This is a genomic window from Kiloniella laminariae (assembly GCF_027214005.1).
Classification (GTDB): domain Bacteria; phylum Pseudomonadota; class Alphaproteobacteria; order Kiloniellales; family Kiloniellaceae; genus Kiloniella; species Kiloniella laminariae_A.
The window spans coordinates 628,137-650,280 of sequence record NZ_JAPWGY010000002.1 but is presented as its reverse complement, the minus strand read 5'-3'; the positions used below and the strand labels follow the sequence as shown (position 1 = coordinate 650,280).

Genomic DNA, 22,144 nt, shown 5'->3' with positions numbered 1-22,144 from the left:
CAGGGCTTCTGAATACAAGCCCCGCTATGCAGCGGGGCTTTTTTTTTAGGTTTTGGCTAGCAATCGTCATCCGTAAAGGAATGGGTAAGGTTTACTTAGGGTTTTTTTAGGGCTTAGGTCCTAACAATGAAGAAACACTTGGCAGGGCTTTTGGCCTTGCTGTTTTGCTTGAAGTCTGGAGATTCGGGTAAAACTCATATATATGGCTATGGTTTTTGAGGAAGTAATGCTTGTCCCTGAAAACGGGACTGTTAAAATTCCTGTTCGGATAAAAGCCAGCGGTCTGTTTGTTTTTTGCTAATTCGTGTCTGAAACGGACGCATAATAATACGGAACCTTAAGGGAGATTCCAAATGACTGATGATCTTACTCGTAATAACGGTGAGGCGAACCCAACAATTGACGCAACTGATTCTGCTGAACTGGGCCGTGCGACCCTGGTTGGACAGGCGGTTGGCGCAATTGATGTATCGGCGCCCGCCACGGGTGAAGTTGTCAATATTTCTCTTGTTAAGGGGCAGACAGCGGTTCTGAACTTTGACGCGGCTGCAGCAACGCCGGTCGTCGAAGGGAATGACTTTGTCCTGACATTTGATACTGACGGCGACGGGGCGGCCGACAGCAGGATTGTCTTCCTTAATCTTGTAGCTGAATCCCAGGGTGCTGATGCACCGGTTCTTGTCATCGGGGGCGTAGAACTGGCAGCGGATCAACTGATCGGGCAGGCACTGGCACTTGCAGGCGGAGACGGCACACTTGAAACAGCAGCTGGCGCGGGGGCCGGTGCTGGACCTGCTGGCGGTGGCGGCAGTACTTACAGTGATGATCTCGGTAATTCGATTGATCTCCTGAACGCACAGGGCGTTATTGACCCGACCGAGCTGCAGTTTGGCCTGCTTAGCGGCATCGATGAAAACACAGACCCTGCACAGGGGACGCTGTTAATAAGTTTCCTGACCACAGTTACTGAAGTGGAAGAAGGTCCAAACGGTGGTATAACAGGCTCCTTTGGTGGCGGTTTTGAAGACTGGTTGCCTAACCATCACTTGGTTGATGGTGATGACGGTCAGGATAGCAGTCCGTTTCTTGGTAGCTCTCTTGAGACCTTTGCTGCACCCATGCGGATGGTGTTGACCTTTACGCCTTCTGATAATGAAACCCTGGATTCTGTCGTTATTAACGAACTTCCAGATGGTGTGCGCCTGTTTATTGGTGGCAGTGATGAAGGGGATGAATACACTGGTGGATTCCCGATAACGATTTCGCCTTCTGATTTTGCGGACATTTATATCCTTCCCTCACCACATTCGGATGCTGATATTACCATTACTGGTTCGGCGACGATTTCTGATCCGGATTCTGGTGAGAGCGCAACGCTCCCTTATTCTTCTGTTGCGATAATTGACGCTGTTGCTGACTTGCCTGAAGGCTTGCAGATCGGGACGGATTCCAGCGGTAATTATGACCCTAGCGGGAACTATGATCCAAGCGGTGTGCTGGTAAATTCCGGGGTGGAGGAAGAGACGGTCACGATTCCCGTAACTGTCGAATTTGCCGATTTCGCTGATGATTCAGAAGCGCACGAATTGGTGGTCGACGGGGTACCTGTCGGTTGGGATATCCGCGAGATTGCTGGCGCACAGATCTGGCAGATGGATGGTGACAGCGTTTATAAAGTAACTTTTGACGGGGCAGGAAAGCCTGTTCTTACCTTGGTTACGGATACTGCCGATCTTCCTGCATCTCTTCAGCACCAGATTGCTCTGGCTGCAGGTGTGATCGTAGACCCTAACGCTCTACATACCCTTGAAGAGACGATTGGTGACGAAGTTGCCGGAGACGGATATGTTCGTTATTTCATTGACGTGTCCGAAAATGTGGATGAGGCAAATGGCGGCAATACGGCTGACACATCCGATGATGGCACCGGGCGACTGACCACTAATATTTCTTTTGATCCTAATGACTGGACCAACGACCGCCTGCCTGATGGTACGCCTCGGGGCGGCGAAGGTGGTGAAAATCAGGATCAGGGGCCTGCAACGATTACGGTGCATGCCGTTTCCACAGAAACCGTGCCTACGGGCTCTGGTTCTGAATTGACCGATGCAGACGGTACGCCTGTTGATGAAAATAATCAGGCTGTGTCAAATCCGGTTTCTGTCGTGATTTCCATAGATGAAGACATTCCGACCATTAATAATGTTAATCTGACTTATGACGAGTCAGAAGGTGGGCAACGGAACACCAACGATTCTTTCCCGGCGCTGTCAAATGAAGACGTCGCTGATCTTGTTGGAACAGCACCGTCGATAACGGGGACAGATCTTGTTATCAAGTTCCCAGGAGGAAATTCCGGGGAACACATCGGGACTGCTCATAACGGGTTGGCTTATGACCTGAAATCTGATGGCTCCAATGATGAAATTGATAACTCTGACGGGGCAGACCAGAATCCTGATGGCTTGCCTTCTGGCCAGGTTTCCGGTGTAGACGGGCGCGAAAATATTGCTTTTGACAGTGTGAACGGTCAAGACAGCGGCCTAGTGACGTCAGAGGGCAATCGCCCGATTGCCCTCTATAACGACACTGCAAATGATAACATTGTCTGGGGTATCGATTCCGAAGGCAATGTGGCTTTCGCCGTTGTTATTTCTGAAGATGGATTGACTGACGGTCCCCATAATGGCTCTCTGACCTTTATCCAGTATCAGGCGATTGAGCACCCGACTGGTGGGGACAGCCACAATGAGGATGTAAATTCTCAGGGTGTCGATCTGCAGTTGACCTATACCATCACAGATGATGAGGGTGATACAGCCTCGGGGACGGCCAACATTGAAATTCTGGATGACGGTCCTGAAATCACGACATTCCAGACCAATGAAGGTGCCGAGATCCGCCTTGACGAGTCCGTGGGTGTGGATGCCGGTGATGCGAATGCCGCTGACGAAACAGGACGCCCGGCAGGCGTCATTGGCTATGCAACGATTTCTGGTGCAGATCTTGTCACTCTGGTCAAAGATCCGGGCACTGACGGCGAAAAATCGACCGTGTTTAGCCTTACCCTTGATGATGGTATTCCGTCTGGCCTGGTTGATACAGCCAGTGGTGCAGATGTGGTGCTGGTTCAGTCTGGTGACACGATTACGGGTACAGCCGGCGTTGGGGGGGCACCTGTCTTTACCATCACGGTTGACCCTGCAACGGGTGGCGTGACGGTCGAACAGTTCCGTGCGCTGAAGCATGGTGATACGGATGACCATGATGAAGCAGCCGATCCTCTCGAAATTGCAACTGGTGCCCTCAAGCTGACGGTCACACTTACTGATAATGACGAAGATACGGACAGTGAATCCGTTGAACTTGGTGGTCTGATCAAGTTTGAGGATGATGGTCCTGTTCTTACTGCGGTTTCTGCTGGAGCGGATAGTCTGCAGGTTGACGAGACTGATCTTGGAACGAACGCAACAACAGACTTCTCTGGCCTGTTTACTGTTGATGCTGGTGCCGACGGTTCTGCTGGTGTTAGCTATGCGCTGAGTGTTTCTGCGCCAGGAGTTGACAGCGGTATTATTGATACGGCGTCTGGGCAGAAGGTTATTCTGACCAATAACGGCGGTGTTATTGAAGGTCATACTGAGACAGGTGGCGATCTTGTCTTTACAGTGAGTGTTGCCAGCGACGGCAAGGTTACCCTTGATCAGGTTCGTGCGGTTAATCACGGTAATGATGGTAATGATCACGACAGTGAAGTCAGTCTGACATCTGGTGTTGTTACTCTGACGGGTACACTTACGGATGGTGATGGCGATACGGATACTGCGACGGTTGATCTGTCTGGAGCGATCTCTTTCAAGGATGATGGTCCTGTTCTTACTGCGGTTTCTGCTGGAGCGGATAGTCTGCAGGTTGACGAGACTGATCTTGGAACGAACGCAACAACAGACTTCTCTGGCCTGTTTACTGTTGATGCTGGTGCCGACGGTTCTGCTGGTGTTAGCTATGCGCTGAGTGTTTCTGCGCCAGGAGTTGACAGCGGTATTATTGATACGGCGTCTGGGCAGAAGGTTATTCTGACCAATAACGGCGGTGTTATTGAAGGTCATACTGAGACAGGTGGCGATCTTGTCTTTACAGTGAGTGTTGCCAGCGACGGCAAGGTTACCCTTGATCAGGTTCGTGCGGTTAATCACGGTAATGATGGTAATGATCACGACAGTGAAGTCAGTCTGACATCTGGTGTTGTTACTCTGACGGGTACACTTACGGATGGTGATGGCGATACGGATACTGCGACGGTTGATCTGTCTGGAGCGATCTCTTTCAAGGATGATGGTCCGACGAACACAACCGGAACTGCTTCCGGCACTGTCGAAGAAGATAATCTTGTTGATGGCAATGATGAAGACGCTTCTGGCAGCACCGTTGCAACCGGATCAGTTGCCAGCCTTGTTGATTTTGGTTCTGATGGTGCAGCAACAGGCGGTGGTTTCAGCCTGGCATCTGATCTGAGCAATCTTCCGGTTCTGACATCGAATGGTCTGGCGGTTAGCTATAGTGTTCTTGGTGGTACACTGACGGCCTCGACCACAGCAGGTCCTGTTTTCACGCTGGAACTTGATGCCAATGGGGACTACACCTTTACGCTTAAAGATCAGATTGATCACCATCCCGCAGCTTCTGCGGACAATGTAGAAGGATTCCTTACACTGGATCTTTCGTCTGCTGTTGTTGCTACGGATGGTGATGGCGACACAGTGACTGTTGACAATGGCTTCACTATCCGGGTTCAGGATGACGTTCCGATTGCCTTTGATGATGATTACACTAACCAGGGTGCGGATTGTCTGACATTGGAAAATTCTGTCGTGGTCGATGTTCTTGCAAACGATAACGTTGGCGCGGATGATCCTGCCTCTGTTACAAAAGTTACTTTTGGATCGACGACTGTTGATGTGCCCGAGACGGGAACAGTAACAATCAATGGGGACTATGGATCTCTGGAAATCGGGGCCGATGGTAAAGGAACCTATACGGCGTACGACGAAGATCACTTTGAAGTCACGAATACTGTCGGTAGCACCAATGGCAATAATTGGAATGACGTAAAGCTCTTTGCTTTCGACGCAGGAGAAGCTTTGGATTTCAATGCTTTGCCGACTGAGAACCAGGATGTGACCTTCACAGGTCGCGGCATTGGTATTCAGGGAAATACAACCAGTGGCGGAAGCCAGAACCAGATCAATCACGATCTGAATACGAACGATAGTCAGAAACTGGTCGTTGATTTCGACGTCGCTGTTGACCGGGCAACCATCACGCTGTCCAACCTTTACAAAAATGAAGGTGGAAGCGGCGGGCATGAACAGGGAACTTGGAAAGCCTACGATGCGGCGGGTAATGTTGTCGGCGCAGGTGTCCTTGATAGCTCAAGCCTCAGTTTTATCGATAATAACGTGGCGACGATCTCGATCAACCCACCTGCGGATTTCCAGTATCTGGTCTTTGAAGCGACCGAATATGAAAACGGTGGTGCATCTGGTGGGGACTCTTCCGATTATTTTGTTCGGACGATCGAATACACAACCAACCCGGATGTGCATGGTAAAGATCTCTTTACCTACACCATGTCTGATAGTGACGGTGATACCGACACGGCTGATATCTGTGTTTGTGTGGATGATCACGGCGTCTACATCACCGACCTGACACCGGCATTGCTTGGTGGCGATGCGATTGTTGATGAGGATGATCTACAGCCAAACGGTAGCGACGATACGCCTGAATCAACCACTGTTACCGGTGATTTCAAAATTACTGCCGGAGACGGAATTGCTTGCCTCGTTATTAAAGGCCAACCGGCAACTCCTTACGAATTCACCGAAGCTCTGTTGCTGAATTCGGGCACAATCAATCTCGAAGTTATTACCGAACTTGGCAATATCCTCACCATTAACGGTTACAACGCATCAACAGGTGTTGTGAGCTACAGCTATCAGTTGGTCAACAACGAGACGCATGCTTCCGGTGCGGGTGAGAACAAACTGTTTGATGATATTGACCTGACGGTGAAGGACACTGACGGAGACACTGTCTCTGCGACCCTTTCGATCCAGATTGTTGATGATGTTCCGTCGGTCAGTATTTCTGACGAGAGTTCTGTTGTTGAAGGCGAAACCCTGAACGGTACGTGGGATTCTGAAGTTGGTGCGGATGTACCCGGTGTAACGAAAGTTGTTGTTGGCGGCACAGAGCATGATCTGGATACAGCGATCACTGTTCCTGGTCTTGGAACGCTGACAGTGAATACTGATGGGACCTGGTCTTTTGTTGCGACAAAAAATCAAAATGATGCCACACCAGACCCAGTTGTAAGTTTTTCTGTTAAAGTCACAGATGGCGACCAAGATGTTGCTGTTGCAACGGAAGCATTCACAATCACTCTGATTGAAGATATTGACATCACGGCAGGTCCGATTGTTACAACGGAGACGGACGCGGCGTTGCCAGTTGATCTTTCCGCTGCGATTGCAGTCGGGATTAATGGCAGTGAAGGCAATGAAGTACTGACGGCATTGAGCCTAACGTTTACGGGTCTGCCAGCAGGCACTGTTGCTTCTGGATCATCTGTTCTTGTCGGTAATGTCCTGACGATCACATTGAACCCTGATGGTTCACTGCCAGCGGACTTCGGTATCGTTCTGCCGAAGGATTTCTCGACCGAGAACCCGGATACCAGTATCAGCTACACGGTTAATGCGACCTCGAACGAGGGTACGGACAGTTCTGGCCCGCACGATCTGACGGTTAACTTCGAAGGGGATGTGACCGTTGATGCGCAGGATGTGACAGTAAATGAGGGTACGACAACGATTGCTCTCAATATCGTAGCTGCTGCGACAGATGCGGATGGTTCCGAGCATATAGTTGAAATGCCGGACCTTGCTTTCCCGGGTGGAACAATCCCGGCCGCTCTGGTTATCTTTAGTGATCTTCCTGCAGGAGTAACCTTTAACGGTGGTAGTGTTATTACGCCACCACCAGGTAGCACAGACACTGTCTGGATTGGAACGGAAGCTGAGCTTGAAGCTCTTGAGCTACAGAATGTTCCGGTTGATTTCTCGGGTGTTATCAATGGTTCTGTTCAGGTTGGTACAGACGAGTATGGTCTTGCACTGGATCCTTTTAAGATCACAATCAATGCTACAGAAGATATTGACATCACGGCAGGTCCGATTGTAACGACGGAGACGGACGCGGCCTTGCCAGTTGATCTTTCCGCTGCGGTTTCTGTTGGTATCAGTGATGCAGATGGATCTGAAGTACTGACGGCATTGAGCCTGACGTTTACGGGTCTGCCAGCAGGCACTGTTGCTTCTGGATCATCTGTTCTTGTCGGTAATGTCCTGACGATCACATTGAACCCTGATGGTTCACTGCCAGCGGACTTCGGTATCGTTCTGCCGAAGGATTTCTCGACCGAGAACCCGGATACCAGTATCAGCTACACGGTTAATGCGACCTCGAACGAGGGTACGGACAGTTCTGGCCCGCACGATCTGACGGTTAACTTCGAAGGGGATGTGACCGTTGATGCGCAGGATGTAAATCTTCCTGAAAATTCAACATCAGTTGCACTCAATATTGTTGCTGCTGCAACAGATGCGGATGGTTCTGAAAGTATCACGACAACACAAGTGGTCTTTGATAGCTTGCCTGTGGGTACAACCGTGAATGCTGGCACGTTAACCGGTTTGACCTGGACAGGTACTGAGGCACAACTCGAAGCGCTCGTGCTTGAAAATCTGCCAAACGGGTTCGAAGGTTCTATTACCGGCACCGTTACAGTCAATACGGATGAAGGTGGTGTTGCGACAGATACTTTCAGTGCGACAATCGCTGCAGATAGTACACCGACGGTTACATCGACGAGCGGTGTTGTTGAAGAGGCAGCGCTTGCTGATGGCAGTAATCCAACGTCGACAGCCGAGAGCACAACGGGAAGCCTGAGCATATCCACTGGTGGCGATACTGTGCAGACAGTAGAGATCCAGGATGGTACTGGTGCCTGGGTTGATGTAACAGGTGGTGCGACAGTCACCGGGGATTACGGCAGTCTTGTTGTGAGTGTTGATGGTGCAGGGAATTACAGCTGGACCTATACACTGAGTGACAACACGACGGATCATACGAACACTTCTACGGATGGTACTCCGGGAGATCGTGGTGCGGATGATGTTGTTCCAGACAACTTTGCGGTACGTGTCACCGACAGTGACGGTGACGTCTCAGCGCCAAGCAGCTTTAGTGTTTCTGTACAGGATGATGGTCCTGTTGCAGTTGATGATGTTGATTGTGTCGAGGTTGTTATCGGTAGTCAGCCGCCACAGAACATTGCTTTTGTGGTTGATGAAAGCGGATCTGTTGGTCAGACAAACTATCAGACCCAGATTGATGGTGTTCGGACCTTCATGAACAGCCTGGTTAACCAGGGGGATCCGTCACAGCTGGCAATCTCGCTGGTGACCTTCGGGTCTGATGCTGAAGACTATGGAACTTTCGTCTTTAATGATGATGGTAACGGGGTTCTGGATCTGGACGACTTTGTTCGCCTCAATAACGATGGCACACCGTCTTCCACAACGCTTGATGACACCCTGCTCGATGTTCGGGCGGATTACGATAACGGTGGTTCCACGAACTATGATGCAGGGATGCAGTCTTTGTTCTCTGCTAACTCTGAATATCTGACCAATCCTGTGTCGGGTCTTTCAGGTGCTGAAAACCGTCTCTATTTCATCAGTGATGGTGGGCCAAATGCGACGAGTACAAGTGGTTCAACTGAAATTGATACGGATATCGCAAATGCGATCACAGCCAACAATATTCAGGTAACCGGAATTGGTATCGGGACTAGCTCTTCTGTTGAAAACGGTTTGGCTGATTACTTCCTGGATCAAGGTGGTTCTGATAGCAGCAACCCGTCAATTCCTGGAAGCCAGTACAGCTTTGTTTCTGTACCGAACTTTGCCGATCTGGCAGATGCTCTGGACGGGACAACCGGAACGGCGCCTGTGGCAACGGGTAACGTTGTGACAGGTACTGATGTTGCCGGGGGTGATGCAAATGTCACAGATGGCAATGCCGATACGATGGGGGCTGATAGCTTCGGTTCCATTTCCTGGGCTGGGGCAACCGGAGGAACAACTGTTGTCGGCACCTATGGTACGCTGACAGTCGATGCCAACGGGAACTACAGCTATGCTCTGGATTACAACAATCCCGCTGTTACAGGGCTGGCTCAGGGAGAAACCCTGCCAGAGGTCTTTACCTATACTGTTACGGATGGGGATGGCGATACAGACACGGCGACCCTTACCCTGACAATCAAGGGTGCGGATCACGATGTGACGATTACAGGCCTGACACCGGAAGTTTCTGGTGGGGATGTTGTCGTCAACGAGGAAAACCTTGCTGATGGTTCGAATGCCAATCCGGCTGCACTGACGCAGACTGGGGATTTCACTGTTACGGCAGTAGATGGTGTTGATGATATTACGATCAACGGTGTTCTGGTTATCGAAAATGGGGCCCTGACAAACAACCCGGTCGCTACCCCGTTGGGTAACAGCCTGACTGTAACGGGCTTTAATCCGACAACTGGTGAAGTTACCTACAGCTACACACTGGGAGATAATGAAAATCATCCGACAGCTGGTGGTGAGAATGATCTGTTCGACAATATGAGTGTTGTTGTGACAGACCAGGACGGTGACAGTGCCAGTGATACACTTTCGGTCCGTATTGTCGATGATGTGCCGACAGCTGTTGATGATGTTGATTCTGTCACCGAGGACGGGGCGACAGTTGCAACCGGCAATGTTGTGACCGGTGGTACAGATAGCGGTGATTTGAACACAACAGATGGCAACGCAGATACCCTCGGGGCTGACGGTTTTGGATCTATCTCCTGGACCGGGGCTGCAGGCTCAACCGTTACCGGGTTGTATGGCACGCTGACTGTTGGAACCAATGGTAGTTACAGCTATCAACTGAACAACAGTCATACAGCTGTTCAGGGCCTTACTGGTGGCGAAAGCCTTGATGAGGTGTTCAACTATACGATCGCCGATGTGGATGGTGATACTTCACCAGCCAAGCTGACCATCAAGATCAATGGTGCGGATGATGGTGTCACGATCACAAACCTGACGCTACAGGCTGATGGTGGAGAAGCAGTTGTTGATGAAGACAATCTTGCTGACGGTTCCAGCCCAGATGCTGGTGCTCTGACGCAGACAGGTGATTTCAACATCTCTGCGCCGGATGGTCTTGATGATCTGACGATTGGCGGCACGGCTGTTATTACCAACGGCGTGTTCACGGCAGTTACGATCACCACACCGGAAGGTAACTCGCTGGAAATCACGGCGTTTGATGCCGCTACGGGTAAGGTCAGCTATAACTATACACTGGTTGATAATACCACAGGCCATGGCCCGGCTGATAACGGTGAGAACCATCTGTTTGATAATCTGGCTGTTATAGTAACGGATACAGACGGCGATTTTGCCAACAGTACCCTGTCGATCAAGATTGTCGATGATGTGCCGACAGCTGTTGACGACGCAGCGACAACATCAACAGATGCAAGTGTTCTGCCGCAGAATATCGCGTTTGTTGTTGATGAAAGCGGATCTGTCGGTCAGACAAACTACCAGACCCAGATTGACGGGGTTCGGACTTTCATAGCAGAACTGGTTGCCAATGGAGCACCGGCCAAGCTGGCATTCTCTCTGGTGACCTTTGGTTCCAATGCCGAGGATTATGGAACTTTCGTCTATAAAGATGATGGCAACGGGGTTCTGGATCTGGATGATTTTGTTCGGATCAATGACGATGGTACCCTGTCATCAACAACACTGGATGACACCTTGACCACGGTCCGGGGGAATTACGATAACGGTGGTTCGACGAATTACGATGCCGGTATGCAATCGCTGTTCTCGAGCAATTCCGAATATCTGGATAATCCGGTAACGGCCCTGCCGTTTAGCCAGAACCGGATGTACTTCATCAGTGATGGCAGCCCGAACGCAACAAGTACCAGTAGCTCGGGTGAAATTGATAGCGATATCGCAACTGCGATTGTTAACAATAGCGTTCAGGTGACTGGAATTGGTATCGGCACCAGTTCCTCTGTCGAAAGCGGTCTGGCGGATTACTTCCTGGATCAAGGTGGTTCTGATAGCAGTAACCCGTCAATTCCAGGAAGCCAGTACAGCTTTGTTTCTGTGCCAAACTTTGGTGATCTGGCTGATGAGTTGCTGGATGCTGTGGGGACGACGCAACAGATTGCATCTGGTTCCCTGCTTGCCAATGATGATCTTGGTGCAGATGGCGCAAGTGTAACAGCAATCTCTATCGGCGGTGTTGCCGCGACATTCAATGGTTCCACGAATTCATGGGAACTGGATGGAGCCACTTTCGAGTTTGGCTACGATCCGGTTGCAGATGAGTTTGTTCTGATCTTTGATGACGGGGCTGCAACAGATCTTACAGTGAACTACACGATTACTGATGGTGATGGGGATGCCTCATCGGCTGTCCTCAATATTCTGACGCATCAAACACCGGGTACGGATACGGTACTAACGAATGATCTGAGTGGAAATTCTATCCTTATCGCTGAGGCAGATCTTCTGGCAAATGATGGGGTAACCGCAACGAATATTGGTAGTGTCCTGAACGCAACTGGCGGCAGTGTTTCTATGCCTGGCGATATTCTTTACGATCCATCGGGCACAGGGGCATTCACGGGATCTTTTGACTATGTTGTCAGTGATAGCGGTCTGACAGGTTCTGTTAATGTCATCGGAACTTCCGGTTCGACGATCACAGGAAGCAACAAGGACGAAATTCTGATTGGAACAAATGCTGCTTTATCTGATCCAGTCGTTATTCCCGGTGTTGTTGAGGATTTTAGAGGTGTTAGTGACTGGACCGTTATTGGGAAAGCAGATCGAGTTGATGGAAATCAAAATATTCGATTGCAAACATCTGGTAATCGCCCAAGCATGTCATCTTTTGCGAATGTGTTTGCTGGAGTAACTGCTGCAGATATCAACCAAGCAGGGGGAGGCTCTGTTGAGAATTTACAAACTGGTTCTGGCCTTTACAGAGATTTTTCAGTAACGGCAGGCCAAACTCTTCGCTTGGACTTTGATTTCTCTGATGGAGAAGGCGGCAGTACATTTTTTGCAAATGATAAAGCTGTAATCGTAATTGGGGATCAGGTTTTCTCCCTCTCCGAGACTGGAAATCCTGATGCAGATGGAATTTTTGAACATGTTATTACTCAGACAGGTACAATTAGAATTGGTATCGGTGTGTTTAATGATAATGATACTCAAGCGGATTCCTCACTGCTCTTGGAAAATTTAAGTCTTTCCGATGTAGTCGTTCCTCCTACAACTATTGGAGACACTCTCATCGGTGATGCCGGGGATGATATCCTTTACGGTCTTGCCGGAGATGATATTCTTATCGGGGGTGTCGGGAATGATACCCTGACTGGCGGAGCTGGTAACGATACCTTTGTCTTTGGTGAATATGGTGCCGCTAACGCTGACCTCATCACGGACTTTGATATTGCTTCAGGTTCCGGAGATGGGAATGCGGCAACCAGCGATATTCTGGATCTGCACGATGTTCTCAGTGATCTTGGGGCTCATGCGGCTACTGATCTTTCGATTATCTTTAATAACGGAACCAACTCGGCTTCGGTGATGATCGGTAGTAATGAAGTTGCGACTCTCCAGGGCACAGGACTTGGTGTAGGTGATCAGGTTCGCGTTATTGATGAAAATGATGCCGAGATCCTGTTCTCGATCACATAAGGTCTCTTTTCGAATATTCAAAAAGGCGTCCTTCGGGGCGCCTTTTTTTGTTCTGGGGCCCGATTTATGTCTGTATTGGCTTGGCTTGCGTGGTTGCTTCCGAGGCAAAATAAAACCCTGACCATCTGCGGATCAGGGTTTTGTGGGGTGTCAGACCTCTGAAGAACAGGTCGGGAGGAGCTGCTGTTACAGCTGGGTCAAAGCGTGTTCGTTGTCTTCCTGTTTTTGCATCTGGGCCTTGGCTTTTTCGTCGGCCTGGATTTTTTCCATGGTATTGGCCAGCTTCAGGGTGACGTCTTTCAGTGAAGACATCGGCAGGATCAGGGTGGAGGTCGGTTCTGATATCAGTTTGCCGGGAGTCTTGGGATCGCGTACGATCTGGCGCAATTCAATCCGGACTGTGCCGTTGACCACGGTGATGGTGCCGATACCGTCAGTGAAAATATGGTCCATGATTTTTTCCTTCAATCCCTCAGGTTCTCTTGGGGCCTTGTTTCCCGGTTTTGTTCTGTGACTTGTCCCTGGTGCAGTACTGGGGCCTGTTCTCTGGATCCTGTTTACTGGACTTTGCAGTGGTTCCAGCGTTTTGCACAGTCTCCCTTTTACCAGAATATATTACTTTAAGGAGAGAATGAGGTCACCCAGTACCTGAAAATTTGTCTGTTCGGGAGCCTGTTTCCCGAGTTTTTTATAAAATCTCTGCAGAGCGCTATCCAGTACAGCAGGATCGGAAGCCGTTTCGGCCTTTCCCAGATATCCTTTCTGTTCGAGCAAGAGCGCGATGGTTTTTTCAGGTACTCTTCCTGCTTTGCTCCCCTTCTCGGGAAATGCCCCCTGATCCCACAGAAAATTAAGTTTTCCTATGGCCTGCTTGACATCCTTGCTCCCCGTGTCCGGATGAAAGCGTCCGGAGGTGAGGGCACCGACATATTCGTTGCTGCGGCCATTGTCAGAGCTGAAGCCGACGACGTTGATGCCGACAATGGAAAAAACACCCTGGTCATAGAGCAGCAGAGGCGACCCACTGTCGCCGTTTTGGAGAAAACAGCGATGGGCGATGCCGTCGCTGCCTTTGATCCGGCCAGGGAACTGGCAGTCAAAATCAACCGTCTGGGCATGAGGGGCCCCTGCGCGGTACCCCGAAGACACAAGGACACTTTTGTTCTGTTTTATCCGCTGTAACACACTGTTTGAAAGCAGTTCGAGAGCCAGCCAGCCGGTTTGATTGCCGATGGGTTTTTCCAGTTCCAGCAGAGCCCAGTCAGTTTCGGTGTTACGGGCAGAGGCCTCGTTCAGGGGGCGGTAGTTTACTGATTTTCTATAGGACTTTACCGGGGCATGGATCTCGTATGTGCTGAACTGGTACCCGGCGACAAAATGCAGCTCCTGTGGCGCGAGCCAGCGCCCGGTTCTGACATCATAGATACAGTGTGCTGCGGTCAGAACATGGCGTTCGCTGACCATAGCACCAGTACAGTGGGCTCTGCCGGCTGCATTGACCCGTCCCAGCGCGCTCCAGGGATATTCCATGGCATTGACCAGAATACGGTCTTCTTTTCCGGCGGCCTGTGCCTCTGTACCCATAAGGGAAAGGGGCAGCAACCCGAGCCAGAGAAACAGCCAGGATTTGATGAAACAAAGGGGGGATCTTGAGCTGGTGGTAAAGGTGTCAAAGCTCTCTGTGGCAGGTGCCTTACAGGGTTCCTGCCACAGGAAGTTAAATGGCGGGTGCCTTCTCAATGCTGGATAGAGGCGATCAGCTTTTCACCTTCAACCGAGTTCACGACATTGCGCAGGGCATTGATGACATCAAGATCATAACGGTCATTGTTATCATCCAGGATTTCCAGTGCCCGCAGGGGTTCCAGTCCATGCCTGTAGGAACGGGGTTCGATACGGGCGCAGAAAACATCACAGGCTCCGAGAATACGGGCCGTGACCAGGATATCATCGCCGGACAGACCTTTGGGGTAGCCTTCACCATCAAGGCGTTCGTGCATCTGCATGATGGTATCAAGAACCGGCAGGTCAAAATCGATACCACGCAGCAACTGTTGTGTGTGCTGAGGGTGTTTCTGAATTTCAGCGATCTCTTCCGGAGTCAAGCGCTCGGGCTTGTTGAGAATTTCCCGCGGGATGGCAAGCTTGCCGATCTGGGACAGGTTGGATGCGATCTCGAGGGTGGCAACCTCTATATCACTGAGGTTCATACGTTTGCCAACCATGACTGCGAACTGGCTCACCCTGCGGGAGTGTCCGCCGAGATAGGGGTCCCGCAGTTCGACAGCACGAACAAGAGCGGTAACCATCTGCTGGACCGCCTTTTCCTTTTTCTTCTGTTCCTCGACCAGATCGGTAACATCGCGGAAAACGGAAACAATGCCGGATACCTGATCATCTTCGCCGATAAAAGGTACCTTGCTGATCTGCAGGTGGTGTTCCTTGTTATCCAGGAAAACACGTTCGTTCGCAGTGACGACATTACCCGAAGCGACGGCCCGCTGATCCGTGATTGACATGCGTGCTGCTGTGCCCGTACCAAAAATGGCGGCGTCGTCCATGCCAATAAGCTGGTCTTCGTCGCGACCCACACCCTTGGCAAAGGCCGCATTGACATAACGGTAGCTGCCATCAACGGCTTTCAGACCAATAAAGTCGGCAATGGTGCCATTGATCTTGTCGAGCAGCTGTTTCTGGGCGTGGATGCGGTTGGCCAGTTCCTTGAACTGGCGCGCCAGGGCACCGTTGTGTTCCGAACTGAGACGCCACCAGAATGCCAGGAAAACCGAGGCGACAATCACAACGATCAAGGTGGCCATGAGAATGGCAATATTCCGGAACTCAGCCAGGCTTTTTTCAGCCTGGGTACGATCAATTTCCTGAACTACCCAAAGCTGATCGGGCAGAAGAACGGCCCCGGCGGCATAGACCTCGGTTCCACTGCCATCAAGGCTGGGGCGCAGGTTGAAATCGAACAGCTCGCTCGGGGAAAGATCTGATGAAACGGGACGTATCAACCGGGAATCTTGCGGGATGATCTCTTCGTAACGCTCGCCTGTCTTTTGAACCAGACGGGTTTCTTCACCGATTTCGGAGAGGGCGCGGGGAGAGAGAAATTCGCTGATTTTCGTGGTGACCGGAAAGGTCAGTAACATCAGACCGACAGGGACTTCCTCATCAGCCTCGGACTGGGCTGGCAAGACAGGGAGGAGCAGGTCGATCACCAGCCCCGAAGCGTCCTGCCGGATCGGTCCGAAGGTGGCTTCTTTTTGCCCGAAATGGGCCAGCGCCAGCGCCTGTTGTTCGGGACTGACCGGATCAGATCCACTAGAGGCGAGATAGGCCACGCCTGTTCGACCAAAGAGATAGCTCGTTGTGAAATTGCTGTTGATGGTAAAGTCAGTCAATACCCGTTCCATGAAGGGGAACTGTTCAAAAAGTGAAACCCCCATACTGGAATCTTCTTCCTGTCCTTCAGGAAGAGGGGTGATCTGGGTGAAGTCACCGCCAGCGAGGTCGACTTCGTAGGCGAAAAGACGGAAAAGCTCGTTGGTGACAAGACGATCTGACTGGGCTTTTACTGAATCAAGCCAGGCATGAATAAGCTCGCTGCGTCCGGTTGCCAGGATTTCCTGACGTTCCTGGACCTTCGAGACGATTTCACTTTTGCGGTTTTCAATGATCAGCCCAGGGACAATGACCGACAGAAGAACCAATGCCGCGATGACCAGCAGCCCCGTTATCAGCGTCCGTCGGGGCATGGTGCGACTGTCTGCTGCCATAGAGTTGATGGCGTGAAATTCAAATTTGTCTTTACCGTTTTTATTCTTCATCTTCTCCGCTCTTTCCCCCCAGGGAGAAACACTTGTCAGTCGGGACAGGCTATTTGATATGTGCCCAACGTGTCGTCGCATTCATTGAATATTGTGGCACATAATGCCGGTATTTTGTATGGGGCAGAATCAGATTAGAAAGACTGTCCAGTATCAGGATGTCATTCGGCTCATAGATTGCCAGCACAGCATGCCCAATGCCACGGATACGATCGAGTAGAATAACGATCCGTAACTCGTTGTCCTTGAAACCCAGTTCTTTCAAGGCATAGTACTTGGCAATGGAATAATCCTCACAATCACCTGATGTCTTCATAAACTGGTTTGGTGAGGCCCAGTACTCACTTACACCATAAACTTCCTGATCAAGCTTGTAGGGCCATTTGTTAAAAAATCTGTTTACTGCATCAAGCTTTTGACGCCGCGTCATGTTCTGGGCTGCGTGGATGATTTTACGCCAGGAGTTCTGCTGTGCTGTTTTGCATTTGTTGATATCATTAATGCAGGCCTGGAACTGGCCCATTTCAGTCTTTGCCTTTTCCAGTACACGCGCCCACTGTGGCAAGGCCTTGAAGGATTTCGACTGGAACTCGACAGTATTGAACAGGGCTGTTCCCTTGCCTTTTGCCGCTTTGGCAAGATCACCAAGGGTCTGAGCCTGAACAACAGGGGCAGGCATGGCGCTTAAAAGAAGAGCGGCCAGGGTAGTTGCCTTTGTTAACTGCCTAAAGTTCATCAACGGTGGATGCTCACGCTCGCCTGATCTCATCTGTAAAACAAGCTCTCAAGATGACAATTACAGCTTAAGAGACAGTTAACTTTCTATTCGCGGGCCTGCTTCTTTTTCTTGTTCACGTTGTATTGATTGAGGTGACCGGTTTTTCAGGGCGGGAAAAGTGAAAAACGATGCCCGCCCTGAGCCGTTCATATGGGGCTATTTTTCACGCAGGGCTGAATCCCGGGCTTTCAGGATCGGCTTGAGCAGATAGTCCATTACTGTTTTCTTGCCAGTCAGGATTTCGACATTCGCGGTCATGCCCGGAATAATATCGAGTTCCTTGCCTTTACTGACAATCTTGTTGTCGTCTGTGCGGAGATAAACACGGTAAAAACTTTCCCCCTGTTCATCCTTGATTGTACTGGCAGATATTCGTTCAAGCTTGCCTTCCATGCCGCCATAGATCGAGAAATCATAGGCTGTGATCTTGATCGTCGCTTTCTGGCCTGCGCGCAAAAAGGCTCGGTCTGAGGGCCGGATCTGGGCTTCGACCAGCAAGGTGTCATCAAGGGGAATGATTTCGGCAATATCTTCACCTGGGCGGATCACACCGCCCACTGTGTTGCGGTGGAGTTCCTTGATGGTTCCGCGGACTGGGGAGCGCACATCGGTACGACGTACGATGTCTTCGCCTGCTTCACTGCTTTCAATGATGGAGTTGAGTTCCGAGCGTGCCCGATTGAGCTCATCTGATACCTCGGCCTTGGTCGAAAGAACCAGTTCGTCAATGCGCTGTTTGGCCTCGAGAGCGGCACCTTCAAGACGGGGGAGCCCAACCCGAAGTGTTCGGATTTCCCCCTGGAGATCCGCAACCTGCCGTTCGATACGAATCAGTTCCAGACGGGGAGAAATGCCTTTTTGCACAAGAGGTTTTGTTATGTCGAGCTCTTGTGTAGCCAGGGAGAGGCTGTTGCTAAGCTGTGAGATCCGGCTTTTGACTTCTGCAATTTCCTGCTGACGTTGACGGGCCTGGTTTTCCAGTACCTCGATCTGTGCCTCCTGCTGACGCATGCGGGCGTCATAGAGAGCCTGCTGGTCTCTGACCTGATCTGGGGCCGTGCTTTTTGTCTCTTCCGAGAAAACCAGCTTCTCTCCACTCAGCTCTGCGGTAAGGCGTTCAACAGTTGCCGAGAGAATCTGCATCTGGCTTTGGGAATCCCGAAAATTGGCATTGGCTGCAGTGTTGTCAATCCTGACAAGGATATCACCGGTATTGACCTCATCCCCCTCGCGGACGAGGATTTCCGAGATAATTCCCCCTTCCAGGTTCTGAATTACCTGGGTTTTTCTGGAGGGAACAATCGTGCCTTCGCCTCTGGTAACCTCATCGAGTTCTGCCATGCTGGCCCAGATGCCAAAAATCAGGAAAAACAAAAAAGCAGTGAAGGTCAGTGTATAGGCGATGCGCCGTCCCTTGCGAAAGGTGGCCGCATGGAGATCCGGCATAAAAAGCAGATCTTCGTCTTTTTTAGACATGGAAGACATAACAGTCCTTTTCCTTGTGTCTTAAGGTCTTGGTTTAAACAGGTGCCTGCTGTCGCGGACGGTTTAGCTTGCGTTGGCCCGGATCTGCCCCTGTTTCAGAGCTTCGAGTACCTCGGCTTTTGGTCCATCAGCAACAATACGTCCACTGTCAACAATGATAAGCCTGTCGACGAGGGTGAGCAGGGAGCTCCGGTGTGTCACCAGGACCAGTGTTTTTCCGGCAACCACCTTTGTCAGACGGGTCTTGAAACCGGCCTCTGAAGAGTTGTCCATGCCACTTGTCGGTTCATCCATCAACAGGATTGGCGGGTCAAGCAACAGCGAGCGTGCGATAACCACAGCCTGTCTTTGTCCCCCGGAAAGCGACATACCGCGTTCGCCGACCTGCAGGTCAAAACCATGAGGATGGGTTTTGAGAAAATCGGTCACGCCGGCGAGGGTTGCTGCGCGAAGGATTGTCTGATCATCGACATGGGGCGACCCAAAGGAGATGTTTTCCTTCACCGAGCCGAAAAACAGATAGTTGTCCTGAGAGACATAGCCGATGTTCCGGCGCAGATCCGCAGGGTCAATCTGTCTGATATCCGTCCCATCTGCCAGGATTGATCCTTCGGTCGGGTCGTAGAGGCCAAGTATCAGACGGGCAATAGTTGATTTGCCTGACCCAATCCGGCCAAGAACACCGACGCGCTCGCCAGGCCGGATTTTGAGACTGATGTTATCGAGTGCTTTCACTTCCTGTCCCGGATAGTTGAAAGTGACTTTTTTCAGCTCGATTTCACCGCTCAGTCTTGGCCGGTGCAGATAGGTTTTGTCGATAGAGCGTTCGACTTCGGCATTCATGATGTTATCAAGTGATTTGAGCGCAACACGAGATTGCTGTAGCCGGGTCAGCATGCCTGCAATTGTCCCAAGAGGGGCCAGGGCACGACCGCTGAGCATGGTTGCGGCAACCAGTGCCCCCATGGTCATTTCCTTCTCAATGATCAGGAAGACACCTACAATCACAACGACAACGGTCGTCATCTGGATTGCGAGCTGGGCAAAGGTGGTCGAGATCCCGGAGAGCAGCTTGGCCTTGCCTGCTGAATCTGCCGTCAAACCAACGAAACGTTCCCATGAACGTTGTATGCGCCCTTCGGCTGCGCAGGTCTTGATGGTTTCCAGGCCATCAATTGTTTCCACCAGCAAGGCGTGTTTCTGGCTTGATTCCTTATGGGTCCTTTCTATGACCTTGCGCAGGGGGATCTGGAGAATGAAACCAACGCCGATAACCAGAGGCACGACAAGCAATGGCACAATGGCGATCTGGGGGGCAGCGACAAGCGAAATGATCCAGATAAAGAGGAAAATAAAGGGAAGGTCGATCAGTGCGACCAAAGTCCCCGAGGTAAAGAAATCGCGCAGGGATTCGAACTCGCGCAGATTGTTTGCCATGGCCCCTGTAGAGGGGGGCTTGTTGGAAAGCTTCATGGCCATGAGTTGTTCAAGCAAGCGGCTGGCAATAATGACATCCGCGTTCTTGCCTGCGACATCAACCAGATAGGTTCGCAGGTTTTTCATGACAAACTCGAAGGTAAACACCGTCGCCACACCGATCGCGAGCACAGCAAGTGTTTCACTGGCACCATTTGGCACCACGCGGTCATAGACGTTCATGATAAAGAGAGGACTGGCGATAGCAAACATGTTGATGAGGACTGACGCCATCATCACATGACTGTAGATCGGCCAGAATTTGAGCAAAGTCCCCCAGAACCAGGCTTTGGGTTTCTTGAGCTGGATGTCCGAAGCGCGGGAATCAAATTTGTATTCTGCGCGGGCGAAAATGGCGAAGCCCAGATACTGTTCTTGTAACTCGGCAAGGGGGACAGTTTTCTCTCCCCGTCCTTCCGGAACCGCAATCGAGGCTGTACCCGATGCATCGTAGCTCAAAAGAATACAGGCTCCACCCTTCTTCAGAAGCAGAATACAGGGCAGGGTCATGGGCTGGATGTCTTTGATCGTTGCCCGGCGTACAGTACGTGCTGTCAGTCCTGCTCGTTCTGCCGCCCGGACTGCGAGATCCGGCGAGAACTGGGCACCGCTGTGCGGCAGGCCTGCTTTTAGTGCCTCAACCGAGATCGGCCGCTGCATCATCGAGGCCAACATGAAGACACACTCCAGAAGCGGGTCTTCGAAATTTACTGATCCCGGATCAAGCTGCCATTCGGCCTTGGGCGGAAGACCACCTTCGATTACATCTGCCGGTTTAAGAACAGCTGCTTTCTGTTCGTCACTGGAAACCTTGTCACCATCCATAGGTTGGGTCGCCGTTTTTTTTGAACTCATTTTACCCCCGATCCCCCTAATACCAATTATCGGATACACCTGCTGGGAGTTGCAGGGTCCGGTTACGTATGACTGTTCGTTCTGATATATATACAATTAACCTTAATCTTTATATTACTTTGATCGTTTAAGGTTAACGAATAATTGAATAGGCACAGAGTTTCCGAGTCTAAACCTGATCGGGAAAGATCATATTAACAAATTCCAGGAAACTTTTCCGGTATTTCGGGGAAGGGGTAAAATCCCAAAGCAGAAGCAAGAGTTTTTTGCGATTAGTCTAATCTGGTCTGCTAAAATTTCTATATCAGGGGACGGTCGCCTCTTTCAGATAGGCGATCAGGTTTTGAATATCGTCATCTTTTTTCAACCCGGCAAAAGCCATTCGCGTCCCGGGAACAAGGGCTTTGGGCTTTTTGAGGAAGGTGGCAAGATTTTCTTCTGTCCAGGTCAGGCCGGAGTTTTGCATCGGGTCCGAATATTTGAAACCTTCGATTGAAGCTGCGGGGCGGTTTATGATACCGGCAAGGTCAGGGCCGATTTTGCTCTTGCCGATGGCATGACAGGCTTTGCACTTGTTAAAGACCTTTTTTCCCGCGGCGACATCAGCTGCTGCGGCAGCAGAAACCGTGAAGGAAAGGCCTAGGGCTATGCCCCATAATGTCGTTGCGATCCTCGCCATAGAATTCTCTCCGTAAAATCCAGTTCTGTTGCTGGAAACAGATCGCAATCAGGTTTTGCCTTCATTGCCCTGTTCCTGAAAGCATGATGGCGTGGGAAAATCGCTTTGTCTGCTGTCTCGCGAACAAGTGAACGTT

General features: G+C 50.8%; 8 protein-coding genes. 1 reads left to right on the top strand and 7 read right to left on the bottom strand.

The features are described from left to right. Positions 1–353 precede the first annotated feature (353 nt). Positions 354–12,902: a DUF5801 repeats-in-toxin domain-containing protein gene (locus O4H49_RS07730; RefSeq protein WP_269422852.1), complete on the top strand. Its 12,549-nt coding sequence runs from the start codon at positions 354–356 to the stop codon at positions 12,900–12,902. Between the two features lie 186 nt (positions 12,903–13,088). On the opposite strand, the gene O4H49_RS07725 is transcribed toward O4H49_RS07730, so the two are convergent. The 7 genes from O4H49_RS07725 to O4H49_RS07695 form a co-directional block, all read right to left on the bottom strand. After that, complete coding sequence (locus tag O4H49_RS07725; RefSeq protein WP_269422851.1) at positions 13,089–13,355, bottom strand: hypothetical protein; 267 nt, start codon at positions 13,353–13,355, stop codon at positions 13,089–13,091. Between the two features lie 162 nt (positions 13,356–13,517). After that, a complete protein-coding gene (locus tag O4H49_RS07720; RefSeq protein ID WP_269422850.1) occupies positions 13,518–14,486 on the bottom strand; it encodes a trypsin-like serine peptidase in 969 nt (322 codons plus the stop codon). A gap of 152 nt (positions 14,487–14,638) precedes the next feature. Continuing rightward, a complete protein-coding gene (locus O4H49_RS07715) occupies positions 14,639–16,735 on the bottom strand; it encodes an HD-GYP domain-containing protein (protein WP_269422849.1) in 2,097 nt (698 codons plus the stop codon). A 49-nt stretch (positions 16,736–16,784) separates the two neighbouring features. Continuing rightward, on the bottom strand, positions 16,785–17,504 hold the full coding sequence (locus tag O4H49_RS07710; protein WP_269422848.1) for a transglutaminase-like cysteine peptidase: 720 nt from the start codon (positions 17,502–17,504) through the stop codon (positions 16,785–16,787). A 165-nt stretch (positions 17,505–17,669) separates the two neighbouring features. Beyond that, a complete protein-coding gene (locus tag O4H49_RS07705; RefSeq protein ID WP_269422847.1) occupies positions 17,670–18,998 on the bottom strand; it encodes an HlyD family type I secretion periplasmic adaptor subunit in 1,329 nt (442 codons plus the stop codon). Positions 18,999–19,061: 63 nt separating this feature from the next. Continuing rightward, entirely contained in the window at positions 19,062–21,329 is a 2,268-nt protein-coding gene (locus O4H49_RS07700; protein ID WP_269422846.1) for a type I secretion system permease/ATPase, read from the bottom strand. A 304-nt stretch (positions 21,330–21,633) separates the two neighbouring features. Continuing rightward, positions 21,634–22,008, bottom strand: a complete 375-nt coding sequence (locus O4H49_RS07695; RefSeq protein ID WP_269422845.1) for a c-type cytochrome — start codon at positions 22,006–22,008, stop codon at positions 21,634–21,636. Positions 22,009–22,144: the final 136 nt, after the last annotated feature.